Below are 14,061 nucleotides of genomic sequence, written 5' to 3'. Positions count from 1 at the left end.
GGCAGAGCCGTCGAACTCATCCTGCAACATCGGCGTCGCCTGACGCGCGAACTGACGGCCCTGGGCGCTGTCGCCGGTCTGGGCGTATGCTTTGTAGAGGCGCAGCGTCTCGGCATCAGAAGCGGCTTGCTGGCCGGTGTAGGTGCGATCAAAGGCGCGACCGCGGGTGGCGTTCAGGTCGGCGAGCTTCTTCTGCCGGGCGGGATCGAGTGCCACGCGCTTGCCCGGCTCGGACGGCTGGTTGTCGACGACGCCGGTCACGCCGCCGACAATGCCGCCGGCTATGGTCAGCGGGGCGGTGATCAGGCCCAGCGGTGAAGCGATGGAGCCGCGACCAGCGTCGGCGACGACGATCCCGCCGAGGGTCAGGGAGGTGCCGGGCGGCAGCAGCGCGTCGGTGGTGGCCTGTCGGTTGGTGATTACCCGGTCAGCTTGGGCGCGGACCTTGGGATTATTCGAGCGGGCGAGCGCGATCCGGCTAGCTTCTATGCTGTAGGCGTCGCCGCGCAGGGCTTCAGCGCGGAACACGCCGGTGTTTACCTCAGGGACAGCGGGCGACGCGACGCCGAGGCCAAAATCCTGGGCCGAAGCGGAGCCGGCGGCGGCAACCAAGAACAGGGCGATGGTGATACGCGAAAGGGTCTTCATGATTGGCGTCCTCGCTGGGGACGGATGCCGGATCGGCTCGTCGCGTGGCACAACAACAATGATACGCCACGGTTCCGAAAAACTTTCGCATGTGCGAAATGAGCCAAAGCTAGGCCGCAATCGATGTTCTGTGATCGCACCATCTGGAACCACGTCCAGCCCTGACCTGACATGATGCTCGAAAGCTTAGCCGTATTAGACTGTCAGCAGAAGGGGACCGTCTGGTTCCGATGGCGGCTTGATTTCAGCGCGGTAGGCAGCCGCTCAGAAAGAGGTCGAGCGCGCGCTTCAGATTATCGTGCTTGACGTGGCTGAACTCGGGCCGCTCCAGTCCGATCGTCGCTCGATGGAACGGGCCCCGGACCATGGCTGTCACGAAATAGCTGGCCGCGAAGCGGATGTCCTTCACCTGGATCTCCCCGCGGCGGACGCCCTCCTCAAGGCACCGTTCGACAATGGCGGCGATGCGAGACTGACCGAAATCCTCGAGCGATCGCGCCAGTTCGGGAAACCGAATTGCCTCAGCCATGACGTTGCGCTGGAGCGCGACCACGTCTGGACACAACACGGTCCGGAGGATGCCAGCAGCGATGTCGTGAAGGGCCTCGGCCGTTGACATCTTTTCCAGGTCGATCTGTTCGACGGGCTGGATCCGCTCTTCGATGAAGCGGACGGCAAAGGCCTCGAACAGATCGCCCTTTGAGGCGAACCGCGTGTAGAAGGTCTTTTTCGAGATGCAGGCGGCGGAGGCAATGTCGTCGATGCTGACGGCGTCGAAGCTCTCGGACAGAAACACCTGCGTGGCCGCGTCGAGGATGCGGAGCGTGACCTCGCCTTCGGTCCCGCGCGGTGGGCGCCCGAGACGCCGCTGCGGCTTCGCATCGTTGATCGTCATCGTCGTTCTTCTGCTGTCTCGTCCGAAGTGCCGTTGGAATGCGTAGCCCGAGTTTTTCGAACCTTATGCAGAGGCACAGCGGAGAAGACCTTGGCCTTTGGAAGGCACAAACGAAATCACCCGTCGAGCTGACGGTTACCAAGGATCAACCCGTTTGCCCACACCAACGCATAGCTCGTTGATGTCGGATATATGACCGTTTTTCCGACGATCTGAATGAGTCAGACCTGAGCCATCCCAAACAGCCCCATTTTTGTCGGAGAAACGTATCGGCTTTTCTATTGCCGTATAAACGCGGTTTTGGCACTATCCCGACATGCTCGTTGGATATGCCCGCGTCTCCACCCTCGATCAGAACCTCGACCTCCAGCGTGATGCGCTGACCAAGGCCGGGTGCGAGCGTCTGTTCGAGGAGAAGAAGTCCGGCAAGGCCGGGACCAAGCGACCGGAGTTCGAGGCGGCGCTCGCCTACCTCCGACCCGAGGACGTGCTCGTGGTGTGGAAGCTCGACCGCCTCGGCCGTTCACTCGTCGAGATGATGCGCACCATCGACGGGCTGCGGGTGAAGGACGTGCACTTCCGCTCGCTCACCGAGCAGTTCGACAGCGCTACCGCCCACGGCCGCTTCGCCCTGCAGATGCACGGCGCTATGGCCGAGTACTTCCTCGACCTCAACCGCGAGCGCACCATGGAAGGCTTGAAGGCGGCGTTGGCCCGAGGCCGCAAGGGCGGCCGGCCGAGGAAACTCTCCGATGCCGACCTCGACGTCGCCCGCGCCCTGTTGGCAGCCGGCACGATCAGCGTCGCCGACATCGCCAAGCGGCTCGGGGTCAACCGAGATACTTTTTACGGCTACTTCCCACGTGCCCGCGCCAACAGCACCGTCGCCAAGGTCTGAGCCGTCCTCGATCGGTGTAGTCCTGGCGTCCTCCCAAGATCGATCGTCTCTTTGTAATGACGCGCATCGCACTCCACCCACGCCGTCGCCCTCCCCCATGAAGCGACCGCACGTGAGTTGGGTGGGAACAACCGGAGCGCCATGCCGATCAGCCGACGCCAGCTCGCCGCCTCCCTGCTCGCGGCGATGCACATCGCCGAACGACACGTGATCGCGGCCTTCGTCGCCGATGCGGCGACGAAGGCGGCGCCTAATCCGTTCGCACAGACTAGCGCCGGAGCTGTGCGCCAAGTCTGGCGGCAGCGCGCCGCCGAGTTCCGGTCGTTCGCCATCGAGGCGGCTGGATTGACCTGCCTCCTAGCCACTGTGTCTGACCTGAGCGTGGATGAGGAGCTGATGCAGGAGATCCTGCGTGCCGGGCCCTACACGGCGAACGTGTTCCACCGGGGCGACGGCTGCCGGATCGTCGGAGCCGTGCTCTACGGCAAGCCGGGTGTCGGTCTGCCAGTCATCCTCGCGTCGAAACCCCGGCGTGAGGTCCTCCGTCCGCGCTCAGACCGCCTTCGAACGGTTGGGCAGCTCGACCTATTCGGTTAGGTCGGTGCCGCCGGCACGGCCTTACCTCGTAGGAAATGCATCGCACCCCAGGTGCACAGGTGTGCAGAGAACATTTTCGAGCGTTTTCGAACAGGTACGAACATCCGAGAGCGTCGGTGCCGCTTCGGCCTGATGCGCTTTGCTTCGATCGGCTTCGATTTGAGGACGTGGGTCGCGGCGATAGGGGTCCCAGCAGCTTCAGTGCGTGTGGTGTGATGCCCTCAAAGCACTGAGCTATTTGTGAGTTTGTGCTGAGGCATCTGAGCCCTCAACCGCGTCCCTGTAGGCCCCCCAAAGATGGCTGGGCAAAGGGCTTCGCCGTCAATCACGGCTGCAATGACGTCGTCGTCCATTTGACCGGGTGGCGCTGAGACGCCTGCCTCGCATCGAGGCTTTTCCAATCCGTGACTCGATCTTCATCGTCCAAGCGCCCGCGAACACCCGTGCCGGCGTTCGTCGAAGGGACGGCCGAGCTTGCGCGAACGAGCAGCTCGACACGACGGTACGGCGGCCGAGGCATAAAAATAGGCTCTAAACTCAGATGGATAGCCCGAGCTTGCGTGCGAACGCGACAAGGTTGGCGTTGCAGATGGTCTCGGCGTCGCAGACCCGATCCATCTCGCGTTCGAACGTGGCCCACCGCATACCCTTCGGTTTCGGGATCGGATCGCCAATGCCGCCGTCGGCTCCGAGGCGGCGGCGCAGCTTGAACGCACGGGAGAGCGCGCGGTCCTGGGGTGTCTCGCGCTGAGACCGGTAGGCGAGGCGGTGGGCCTTGCGTGAGGCGAACGTCAGGGCGCCGGGCGGGAGGTACAATTTTGCGGCACGGGTGCCGAGCTTGGGGCAGAGGAACCACCAACGTCGGCCGCCCAAGGGTTGAGACGTCGTCTCTAGCTGGATCCAGTAGTCCGAGAGGTGCGTCTCGCCGCTCTGGCGGGTGATCGTGTAGTGCAGGCGGACGCGGCCGGTCTCGCGATCGAGGTGGCTCTCGAAACCGATCGAGCCGATGCGAACGGCGGTGCGGGTGTTCGTCCAAGTCAGCGTGCCGGTTAACACGCGTCCGGGAACGAAGTTGCGCTGCTTCAGCAGGCGGGGAAGGTCGAGCGTCAGCCCGTCGTCGGTGGTCGGGCGGCCGCCCCAACGCCCACTGCCGTATCCACCCATGGTGTCATGCCCCCAAAACATCCTCGCCTCGCGCGGGGAGCGCGGACCACGCCGAACGATGAGCAAGGACGTCAGCTTCAAGATTATACGAAATCACGTGGCGATCGGAGATCGTTTTTGAATTTCCATCAAAGGACGTGTTTTCGTAGGGACATCCGGGACGGCACGTCGTCCTAGCCCTTTGCGAGTGGCCAACGACACAATCGGGATATGCGCACCACGGCGAGATATCCACAGACCCTTACGTAGAACAAGACGTGAACAAACGTTCGGTCTAAGTTAGGAACGTGAACCGCACACGTCCGCTAGGATCGATCAATGGCGCAGCCGGATGGATGGTTGTGGCCTCTCGAACGGGGTGTCGAACCGCCTACCGAACGCGACCGTCCCCTCACATTCCATTGGCGGCCGCGGACCGACGAAACGATAAAGCCGTCGGTGTTCACATCGGTGCAGAGCACAGATCGCGAGATCGCGCGCCAACACATCATCGCGGAAGCTATGCTCGCCCACGAAGAGGGCCGCTACGTTTCGTATTCCCGCCGCAAGGCCTTCTATACCGGTCGACGCCGCTATCACGGTACCGCTTTCACCTACACGAACGTACTGTCGGCGGTCGAGGATCTGCTGCAGCAGAGCCTGATTGAAGAGGAACGTGCATCGCCCGGCCACCTGGGCTGGCAGTCGCGCTTCCGTGCTTCAACAAAGTTGGCGGAAGCCTGCTCCAGCGTCGAGTTTCATCACAAGTCGATCGGACTGATCCTCCTCAAAGACGTGGATGGGAACTTGGTCGACTATGATGATACGGACGCGACTATACGGATGACGCGCGAACTGCGGGCGATTAATGCCGACTTGGCGTCCCTGTGTGTGGAACTTCACGGGCCTGACGTCGTCCGCTCGCGCCACCACATCATCGTCGACGGCGCCTATTACCGTCCGACCGTGGCCGCCCTCTACCGTATCTTCAATCGCCGCTCGTTCGTTATGGGCGGACGCGCCTTCGGCTGGTGGCAGAACCTACCCAGCCGTTGGCGCCGTCGCCTTGAGATCGATGGCGAGCCGGTGGTCGAGCCAGATTTCGCGCAATTGCATCCCTCGCTGCTCTACGCGTTATGCGGATGCCGTCTCGACGGTGACGCCTACGAGACGGGTGAGTTTTCGCGTGAGCACGGCAAGCTTGCCTTCAACGTCGCCCTGAACACCAAGACCCCCCAGGGAACGATCGCAGCGTTGGCGAACAAGCCCAGCTGGGGCGAACAAGCCCAGCTGGACGCTCTCCAGGGCGCAAACCGCCGACCTCCTCGCTGCCCTCGCGCGCCGCAATGCGCCGATCGCGGAATACCTGCATGCCGACCGTGGCATTGCGCTGATGAATATCGACAGCCGGATCACCGTGCGGGCTGTCCGGCGCTGCATCGCGGTCGGTATCCCGGTTCTGCCGGTGCACGACAGTATGCTGACGCCTCACCGCTACGAGAGCCGCGTCGCCGAGATCATGGAAGAGAGCGCCGAGTTCATTCTCAAGCAACCAAACCCTTGTCGCGTCAACGTTTCTCGCTCTACGGTTCTACATATGCCCCGGGCGGGGCTTCCCCCTTCCCTTCTCCCGCCTCGCCAGCTCGCTCTGTTTCCCGATCTTCCTTCTCTCAAAGGTACCGGCGACCCGGCTATGTCCACGACACTGAAGGCCCGCATGGTGCGGCTGGAGAACCTGTACCCCGACCTGAAACCCGGTCCGGAGCGCATGACCGACGAGGAGTTGGAAGGCGTCATCGGCGTGCTGCGCCAGATCGAGGCCGGCGAGCCGGTCAATCAAGCCCGCATCGAATGGGCGACTGACGTCATGCGCCGCGAGGGGATGCTATGAAAGAGATCGACGTCACAGCCTGATCCGCGCGCCGTGGCGTACTGGGCAACGGCAACCCTGCATCAACTCGCGTCCGACTACGACGCGATGCTGAAGGGTGCTCCAGCGCCGTGGGAGTGAAATCAAGGCAATAAGGTAGCGGTTGATTAATCTTGTTGCGAAGTCCGGTCACGCAATGCTGCGACCGGACTTTTCTTTAAAGATAGAGGATCAACCTTCTTCAGAACCGATAGCGGAAGCCGCCGTTGACGGAGTAGTCGTCGCCGTTCGCCCGCTCGAACGTCGCGGCTCCGTTGATCATGCCACTGAAGCCGCCGCCGAAATCGACGCTCAGACCCGCGGCGACCTTGCCGTAGGTCCGCCCATCATAGCCGCTGATCCGTGTGTTGATCGGCAGATCAAGGGCGTAGGTCTGAGCCGTCGTAATGGTGCGGTTGCCGTTGAAGAAGTCGTGCTCGGCTGTCACGTTCAGGAAGGGGTTGATGATCCGGCCAAAGATCTCGAACGGCGCCCGGATCTGGATGCCGAGACCGCCGCTCAGTTCATCGAAGCTCTGCGCACGCACCGACTGTGTCAACAGCGGGTCGCCGTGCTCGGTGTAGCCATCAATCCAAACCTTCGTGTAGGTCAGGACACCGAGCGGACCTATCCGGAATGGACCGAAGTCGAACAGGTAGGCCGACTTACCCGCGGCGACCAAGGTATTGCCGCTGTGGCTTGACTGAAGCTGATCGACGATGCCCGCCCGTGTCGTGTCATACTGGTTGAAGCCGTAGCCGAAGACGAAATCGGCGTACCAGTTCGGGTAGTTGAACGAGGCGAAGCCGCCGACTTGGTAGGTGTCCACGTTGATCTGCGTGGCGCCCGCCGAGCCGAGACTCGTCAGATTGATGTAGGGATTGCCGTAGTTGAAGGCCGCTCCGAGCAGCAGGTTCGGGGTGGCCCGGTACTCCGCACCCACGGTCACGTTCGCGAAGTCGTAGTCGAAGCTCGGGGCACCGACTCGGCTGTCACGGCCGCCCGTGGCGTACCCCCCCTCAGCGAAAAGCGAGACTGGATTGCCGAGTAGGATCGCAGTGGGAATGACACGCGGCGGCTGCCCGGGCAGATCGGCCGTGTATCCCGTTGGGACCGTCTGCGGCGTGTTCAGCGACCGGTAGGCGTCCAGGCGGAGAAGAAGGCTCGACGCGAATGACTGCGCACCGATAGCCGCGATCTCGCCCTGCGGGGCGATCGTGAATGGGGCGATCAGCTGATTGGCGATCGTCTGCGCCAAGATCTCGTGGAACCGGTTGGTGTAGTGGATGCCATCCCAGCTCAGGAATTGGTTCTGTACGGCGAAATTGGCGTTTGCCGGGCAGGATGCAGGAGTCGTCCCCAGCAAAGAGACGCAGTTGACATTAGGCTGAACTCCGAACGCCGAGAAGCCATAGGCAGTCGGATTAGCCCGGATCTCGTTAACCAGCAGATTGGTGTCGAAGTAGTGGATATTAGCACCTGTCTGAGCGTGTAGGACCGTGAGACCGGCCTCCAGCCCGGCATCGACGAGCCTGCTCCCAGCCGTAAGTGCCGCTGGATCACTGGTGTTTGCCCCGAGATTACGGGTGAAGAAGTTGAATGTGCCGGAATCGGGCAGGTTGAGCACGACGACGTTGCGCGCGCCCAAGCTGATAAGTTGGCCGACGCCTTTGATCTGGTTGGCCACGTCGAGGGCGGAGACCGTGTTCACATTCGCGGCGGTGATGCCGCCGCCGCTGAAGTCGTTGATGCCGGAGAACTGGATGGCGATGTCGTTCGGCGCAAAGCGACCGTAGGCGGCGCTGAACTGCCCGATCTGCGGGAGGGCTGTGGCCGAAGTAGTGCCCCCTTGGGCGAAGTTCGTCGGGGTCGGTGTGGCAAGTGGAGTCGTCGAACCAGATCGGTTGAAGGCCCCGATCAGCGGCGATAGTAACTCCACATAAATGGCGTTGCCGTTCGAGAAGCGATTACCATAGCCTGGAAACACGGGCGTCGTGCTGCGCGTGTCGCTGGAACTTGAACCGAAGTCGTAGACTGTGCCGAAGCCGGTGATAGACTGAACTTGCGTCAGCGGTTGGCCGTTGTTAGGCACGGAGGCGGGGAATGTGGGCGCCATTGCCGTGTTTAGACTGGGGAGTAGCGGATCAAGCGCTTGCGCAAGAACCGGTGTCGCGGCAGTCAGGGCGCTACAGGTCAGCAGCGCGCGAATAAGGCTCATCTTCATGTTTTCCCCCACGATTGTTGTTTGTTCTGTGTGAAGAAATTGTCGAAATATTATTCAGCAGTAAATCCATAGATTGGACGCGATTTCCGAGATCAAGACACGGATCGCATACTCAGCGTAGGCTGTTGCGAAATTGTGACGGTGTCTGGCCGAGCGCGTTATGGAATGCTGTTGAGAGGTGGCGATGGTGTCCGAAGCCCGTTTGGACAGCAATTTCGTAGAGTGAAAGGTGGCCCTCCAGGATCAGGGCCTTCGCCTCTTCGATGCGCCGCAGCAGGATGTAGTGGGACGGTGTCGAGCCCGTAGCGGATTTAAAAGCACGACACAGATGACGCGTGCTCAGTCCCGCCACATCCGCTAGTCGATCCAACGTCATTTTCGAAGCCAGATTGGCCTCAATGAACGCTTTGGCGCGTCGCACCTGATTGTCGTTATAGGTCAAGACGCTCGTCGGTATCGAGACGAAGCCCGACGCTTCGTCGAGACGATGGACGATTGCCGATACGATACCATCGCCAAGCGTGGGTCCGGAGGGGTTGCCAGTCAGGCTATCGATGAGCAGCACCCTGAGAAGAGTCTCGATAATCTGGTCGTGCCGCGTGAACTCAGCGTGGTAGTAAATCTTGCCGCTGACGAGCGGGTGACCAAGCACCATCTCACAGAAGCGAGGTGCTATGAATAAATTGACCGTCTCGCTGCTCTCGTTCCATGCCCCCCTCGCTACCTCGTAGGGTGGCCATATCCGGAGCCGCGCCGTCGAGAGTCGTAGGCGTCCATCGGGGTCGTAGTCGTAGAAGTTGCCACCCTCACTGAGACGGTAGCTGAGCATAATCCTGTTCCAGCAGCCTTCGAAGCTACCACTCTGTGAGGTTTTCATGTGAGTCAGCATGGCGCCCGCCCAACCCGAGCGTGCGCTAGTGTGAAGATAGGTCAGCGGATCTGACGTCTTCAGACTGACCCTACCCAGTAAGCGCCCAAGCTCGGACACCTGTTTCCTCCGTGGCTCCAGTGATGTGAGGCCGAACCTTCTAGGTAAAGACCATAGTTTCAGGCGGTCATCACTCGTATCTTAAGTCTCAACGCATTTTAATATTGACGCAAGTCCTGTCACAAAGGCGGCGCAACAAAGTGAGGATACTGAAACCGATCGCGATTGATGTCTTGGGTCTGATGCCGGGAAGGCATCTTAAAGGAACCCGCTTCCTGAGTGGTCCTTGAAAGCATTCGCCCGCCGGATGTAGCCGACCACCGTCCTCGGATCCCGATGGCCAGACTGATCCATGATCCTCGCGAGATCGGCGCCCCGCTCGGCCGCCGTCGTGATGTAGCCGGCCCGCAGGCTGTGCGCCCCGAAGGTAGAGGCATCGAGACCGGAAGCTGTGCAGTAGGCTTGCAGGATGTTGGCGACGGATCGGTCCGTGAGGCGGGGCAGCTTTGCGGTCCCCGGATCTGGGGAGCGGACATTCCCCGACCGAGACACGGGTCGGAACACCGGGCCGGACGTGGTGCCGGCCGCATCGAGCCATTCCCGCACGAGGCGCACGGGCTGGATGTAGCGCCCCGTTGGGATCGCCTTCTCGAACCCCCTGCCCTCCTGATCGACCTTCGACCGGCGGACCATGACGCGCAGGCCTTCCGGATCCTCGCGCAGGTCCTCCACGTCGAGCGCTACGAGTTCAGACCGGCGGAACGCGCCCGCGAACCCCAGCGCCAGCAGCGCCCGATCGCGCTTGCCGGTAAGGGTGTCAGGCGTCCTCGCCAACAGCATCTGCAGCACGTCCACCGTGGCGGCGGCCTTTTGGTTCGGCGCGGTCCCGATCCGGCGCCGGATGCCCTTCATGGTCGCCCGCACGTCCTCGTCGTCCGTCGAGTCGGGCACCTTCGCCAGCTTGTGCCCGTACCTGATCGCGGCCAGCCGCCGGCCGACGGTCGATGCGGAGCGTCCAGCATCCGCCTCATGCGCCAGGAAGCCCGCCACGGCCTCAGGGCTCGCCGGCAGGGATCGGAACCCGAACCGCTCACACCAGGCCTGGAACACCCGCACGTCGGATCGGTAGGCGCGGACGGTAGAGTCCGCCTTGCTAGCCTGCTGATAGGCACGGACGATCGCGGCGGCTTCGGCCGGCAGTTTTAACGGCGTGGTCGTGAAACTCGGCCGGAATGACTTCAGGCATCGGCATCTCGCTCACGCGTCTCGATCTTTGTCGTCATCCCCGTGTTGGTCGTCTCTTGCATGGTCTCGCCTGGATCACCCCAGCCGCACAGAAGCGAGAGTGCTCGTTCCCAGCCGTCGGGCAGTGTCGCGCCCTGGGCGCGCATGGATCGCCCGACCACGCTGACGACGTACATTCGCTGTCCGGGAGGAACATCCTCCATCGAGGACCTCGCCATCGTTTTGACGACCCAGCGCCGAGCTGTCGTCCGCCATTCCAACGGCAGATCCGGTAATGCCGCCAGGAGCGTTTCCCAACCCTATCAAACTTCCGAGAAATCATTTATCGGAAGCTACGCCGAAACCGTGAAGCCCGCAATCGCTGAATGACGTAATCCCTGAAACTCTGAAAAACTGTAGAGCGGAGTTCCGGATCAGTGGGAAGCCTGAAACAGGGAAGCGCCCGGGATGGGCTACTCCTCCCGCTCCTGACCGCGCTCCCCAACCCGGCGCTGCACGATCGGCGGGCGCTGGTTCTTCAACAGCACGTCGTTCAACGCATCGACCATTAGGGCCTCAAGGCTGGTGTCGTTGTCCGACGCGAGATCGCGCAGGGCCCGCCACCCCTGCTTGTTGATGCGAACCTGAACCGTCTTCATGTCGGCGGGCGCCCGGCGTGGGGTCGGCCCGACCGGTTGCACCACGGCCTCTCGGGTTACCTCAGTGGCAGAGACGGCGACAGCCGGCGCCGGGCCTGGCGGGGGCGTGACGGCTTTGGGAACAGCCATGCTGGCGAGCGAACCGCGGGCGGGCTTGGACATCGAGGCCTTAGGATCCTTTGGTACGGGGGAAGGCGCGGGCCAGCTCGGTCACGGCCGACCACATGGCAGAGATCTCGGCGGCGGCACGGCCATCCGGTTCGTACTCGGATACGGCCTGCCCCGTGATGAGGGCGTGAGAGAAGCTAGCGCGCTGCGAGACCTGGCCTGGGAGAACCGGCGCATCCATCCCCGCCAAGAAGGCACGGGCCTCGGCGACGATGGAGGTCTCGTTCTCACGGGTGATCGGCGGCGCCGCGTTGATGATGCAGGCGATCGGCGCCTTAAGCGCGCGGGCCATCTCAAGCGTGGCGCCGGCTGCACGGAGGTCGAACGGGCCAGGCCGCACCGGAACGACCGTGACGCTGGCGCGGGCCATCAGGGCGGCCATCAGAGGCGCGTTGTGCGGGGCGCTATCGATGATGACCCACTCGACGTCCTCGGCCGCGGCGGCGTCGAGGATCCCGCTGATGTTGTTGGAGTCAGCCTGCACCAGCAGCGGCGTCTCGGCGTTCCGGCTCTGATACCAGCCCATGAGCGAGCCCTGCGGATCGGCATCAACCAGCAGCGTCTTGCCCTCGCGGTCAGCGAGCGCTCCGAAGTGAGCCGAGAGGGTTGATTTGCCAGCACCACCTTTTTGCGTGGCGACCAGGATCACATGCATTCGGGCTTTCCTGGCTTCAGCAGTTCAGCGCTTCGCGAGCCCCGGTATCATGGAAAGGAGGGGTTAAGCATTCCCTGACGTGCGGGGCTCAGGCGTTCGGGAGAGTAGGAAGCCCGTGGTTCAGCCAACCCTCAACACCTGGGATGCGGACTGCCAGCGTTCAAGGTTTCAGGTTTTCAGGCATTTCGTGTTTATGGAATTCCGCAAATCAGGAATGGAGCGACCGGGCGAGCCGTGATGGTATGGCCGCCCGGCCGGTGCCCGCTGTGGGCGGGGTAAGCAAGCTGCGATAGCTCCCTGCCTAGCGCTGCCCGGCCGCAGGAAGCATGCGCCTTCTCGCTTGTTAAGCCTTCAAGGGTGACGTCGTGCCCGACACGAAACCCGCCGAGGCATCATGATCGTACTCGCCATCCAGTTCGCGGGCGTTGCCGTCCTCGGGGCCTTTGTCGGCCTTGGGCATATCGGCCAGCCAATCGGCGGCCAGTCGATCACCGCCTACGGCTGGGGGCTCTGCCTCAACGCGGCGGCGATCTCTGCCTTCCTAACCTACACCAGGGCTCGGCGAGCCTGACCTTGGTTCACCGCCGATCGGTGTGGCTGAGTGGATCCAAACCCGAGGCTCAAGCCGCGTGTGCCAGCCGCTGCTCGATCCAGTTCTGCGCTTTGTCGAGGTCGGCAAACAGCGGTAGCTCCATGGTGACAACCCGCCCGAAGCCCGCCTCCAGGAACCACATCCCGGCCAAGTCATCGTGATCGTCCGAGAGGCGTATCAACACCGCCACGAGGAAGCCGTCAGCAAAAACCAGCTGACCCTCGGTATCGTAGCTGCCCGTGGCGACCTGCACGGGCTGCAGGCGTAGGGTCATCCGGCCGCTCGCTTCTCCAGCTGCAGGTACGTTGGGTCAAACTCTGAGGCTCGGAGAAGTTCATCCCACGCCTCGATCACGAGCATCCGGCCCCGGAGCGTGATCAGGGTCCGGCCGCGCATCTCCTGCAGCACGCGGTTGATGTGCACGGGCGTCAGCCCGAGCGCGTCGGCGAGATCGGTCTGAGTGATCGGCATCGGGCAGCGGTGATCGCCAGCCAAGCCCACCGATTGCAGCTTCAGGTACAGCTCGCAGAACAGGTGCGCGACGTGCTCGAAGGACGAGCGACGGCCCATGCTGACCAGCCATTCGCGGAAGACCGCCGCGTCGATCAGCGTGTCGCGCCAGAATGCGGCCGCGAGGCCGGGGTGGCGCACCGTCAGCTCCCGCAGGCTCTCGTGCGGGATGAAGGCTACGACAGCCTTGGTCAGCGTGGCGATGCTGTGATCCATGGTGGGAACGTGCAGGCTCTGCAGATCCAGGACGTCACCGGAGACGTGGAATGACAGGATCTGGCGCTTGCCCTCGCTGAGCATCTTGTAGCGGCAGGCCCATCCATCGAGGATGAGGCAGCAGTGCGTGGGCTGATCGCCGTCGCGCACGATGTCCTGCCGGGCGTCGAGGTTGTGGATCCTCACCGGCAGGCTCTGGATGGCCTGACGCTCCGCATTCGAGAGGGTGGCGATGCTCTCCAGCTTACGGATGAGCATGCCCAGGGTGTGCTGGTCAGGGGCTGCGTTCATGTGGCTCTGCCTTGCATCGCAGGCGGAAGCGCGCGGCTCTCCCAGTCATCGGCGCCTGTGTCGGATCCGCCGATGATGTTCCCTATCATAGAGCATTATTGCTGCGGCATTCTGTCAAAAGACAGGTTTATGAAGCAATTTTGGTCGCAAAATGCTCAGCTTCTGATTGCAAGCTGCTTCGACCTCGCAGCGCAGTCACGGCTATCAACATGGCCTTGGCCAGAACTTCAATGCCGTATCCTCCGATATGCGAAGCAGTCGAGGATGAATTCCATCAATCCCGTCTTTTGATTGGATAAGCCCTTCTGGTCGCTGGCATGGATGTCCGCTTGTCACCGCGATGGTCCGAGCGCAGCTGGCCGCTGACCCTGCAGGAACGTCGACGTGCGCCAGCGCTGCTTCGAGAATTGCCCTCTGGACGGGTACGTCGTACTCTCGCCCACAAGGCAACTCCCATGCAGCAGGCGCTGATGCGGAATCCCGAGAGCTTCTACCCGTTGTCAC

General features: G+C 62.5%; 15 protein-coding genes. 4 read left to right on the top strand and 11 right to left on the bottom strand.

The features are described 5' to 3' along the window. Together MKK84_RS00520 and MKK84_RS00515 are read right to left on the bottom strand one after the other, a co-directional pair. Positions 1 to 648, bottom strand: a 648-nt coding sequence (locus MKK84_RS00520; protein ID WP_243916085.1) for a DUF4142 domain-containing protein, incomplete at its 3' end; no start/stop codon positions are given. 244 nt (positions 649 to 892) lie between these two features. Beyond that, entirely contained in the window at positions 893 to 1,543 is a 651-nt protein-coding gene (locus tag MKK84_RS00515; protein WP_243916084.1) for a TetR/AcrR family transcriptional regulator, read from the bottom strand. A gap of 316 nt (positions 1,544 to 1,859) precedes the next feature. On the opposite strand from MKK84_RS00515, the gene MKK84_RS00510 reads away from it, so the two are divergent. Continuing rightward, positions 1,860 to 2,441 carry a recombinase family protein gene (locus MKK84_RS00510; RefSeq protein WP_243916083.1) on the top strand — a complete coding sequence of 194 codons (582 nt, stop codon included), beginning with the start codon at positions 1,860 to 1,862 and terminating at the stop codon, positions 2,439 to 2,441. A 141-nt stretch (positions 2,442 to 2,582) separates the two neighbouring features. Further along, positions 2,583 to 3,038, top strand: a complete 456-nt coding sequence (locus MKK84_RS00505; RefSeq protein WP_243916082.1) for a hypothetical protein — start codon at positions 2,583 to 2,585, stop codon at positions 3,036 to 3,038. A 537-nt stretch (positions 3,039 to 3,575) separates the two neighbouring features. On the opposite strand, the gene MKK84_RS00500 is transcribed toward MKK84_RS00505, so the two are convergent. Next, positions 3,576 to 4,223, bottom strand: a complete 648-nt coding sequence (locus tag MKK84_RS00500) for a hypothetical protein (protein ID WP_243916081.1) — start codon at positions 4,221 to 4,223, stop codon at positions 3,576 to 3,578. Between the two features lie 1,351 nt (positions 4,224 to 5,574). On the opposite strand from MKK84_RS00500, the gene MKK84_RS00495 reads away from it, so the two are divergent. Beyond that, complete coding sequence (locus tag MKK84_RS00495) at positions 5,575 to 6,072, top strand: hypothetical protein (RefSeq protein WP_243916080.1); 498 nt, start codon at positions 5,575 to 5,577, stop codon at positions 6,070 to 6,072. Positions 6,073 to 6,292: 220 nt separating this feature from the next. On the opposite strand, the gene MKK84_RS00490 is transcribed toward MKK84_RS00495, so the two are convergent. The 6 genes from MKK84_RS00490 to MKK84_RS00465 all read right to left on the bottom strand — a co-directional run bounded on the left by MKK84_RS00490 (position 6,293) and on the right by MKK84_RS00465 (position 11,948). Next, positions 6,293 to 8,314, bottom strand: coding sequence for an autotransporter domain-containing protein (locus tag MKK84_RS00490; protein ID WP_243916079.1), 2,022 nt, complete (start codon positions 8,312 to 8,314; stop codon positions 6,293 to 6,295). Between the two features lie 112 nt (positions 8,315 to 8,426). Continuing rightward, positions 8,427 to 9,143, bottom strand: a complete 717-nt coding sequence (locus MKK84_RS00485; RefSeq protein WP_243916078.1) for a helix-turn-helix domain-containing protein — start codon at positions 9,141 to 9,143, stop codon at positions 8,427 to 8,429. A 357-nt stretch (positions 9,144 to 9,500) separates the two neighbouring features. Beyond that, positions 9,501 to 10,358, bottom strand: a complete 858-nt coding sequence (locus tag MKK84_RS00480; protein ID WP_243916077.1) for a site-specific integrase — start codon at positions 10,356 to 10,358, stop codon at positions 9,501 to 9,503. Positions 10,359 to 10,480: 122 nt separating this feature from the next. Then, positions 10,481 to 10,663 carry a hypothetical protein gene (locus tag MKK84_RS00475; RefSeq protein ID WP_243916076.1) on the bottom strand — a complete coding sequence of 61 codons (183 nt, stop codon included), beginning with the start codon at positions 10,661 to 10,663 and terminating at the stop codon, positions 10,481 to 10,483. A 276-nt stretch (positions 10,664 to 10,939) separates the two neighbouring features. Then, positions 10,940 to 11,287, bottom strand: a complete 348-nt coding sequence (locus tag MKK84_RS00470) for a ribbon-helix-helix domain-containing protein (protein WP_243916075.1) — start codon at positions 11,285 to 11,287, stop codon at positions 10,940 to 10,942. Between the two features lie 7 nt (positions 11,288 to 11,294). After that, positions 11,295 to 11,948 carry an AAA family ATPase gene (locus tag MKK84_RS00465; protein WP_243916074.1) on the bottom strand — a complete coding sequence of 218 codons (654 nt, stop codon included), beginning with the start codon at positions 11,946 to 11,948 and terminating at the stop codon, positions 11,295 to 11,297. A gap of 394 nt (positions 11,949 to 12,342) precedes the next feature. On the opposite strand from MKK84_RS00465, the gene MKK84_RS00460 reads away from it, so the two are divergent. Continuing rightward, complete coding sequence (locus MKK84_RS00460; RefSeq protein WP_243916073.1) at positions 12,343 to 12,519, top strand: hypothetical protein; 177 nt, start codon at positions 12,343 to 12,345, stop codon at positions 12,517 to 12,519. Positions 12,520 to 12,568: 49 nt separating this feature from the next. Here the strand turns inward: MKK84_RS00460 and MKK84_RS00455 are convergent, their stop codons facing one another. Both MKK84_RS00455 and MKK84_RS00450 read right to left on the bottom strand, forming a co-directional pair. Next, the gene (locus MKK84_RS00455; RefSeq protein ID WP_243916072.1) at positions 12,569 to 12,814 is read right to left on the bottom strand and encodes a hypothetical protein; all 246 of its coding nucleotides are present in this window, start codon (positions 12,812 to 12,814) and stop codon (positions 12,569 to 12,571) included. Beyond that, entirely contained in the window at positions 12,811 to 13,557 is a 747-nt protein-coding gene (locus tag MKK84_RS00450; protein WP_243916071.1) for a Crp/Fnr family transcriptional regulator, read from the bottom strand. The genes MKK84_RS00455 and MKK84_RS00450 overlap by 4 nt, the downstream gene beginning before the upstream one ends. Positions 13,558 to 14,061 lie beyond the last annotated feature (504 nt).

This window comes from Methylobacterium sp. E-065, assembly GCF_022829605.1.
GTDB lineage: Bacteria > Pseudomonadota > Alphaproteobacteria > Rhizobiales > Beijerinckiaceae > Methylobacterium.
This window is presented reverse-complemented; position numbering and strand designations above follow the sequence as displayed.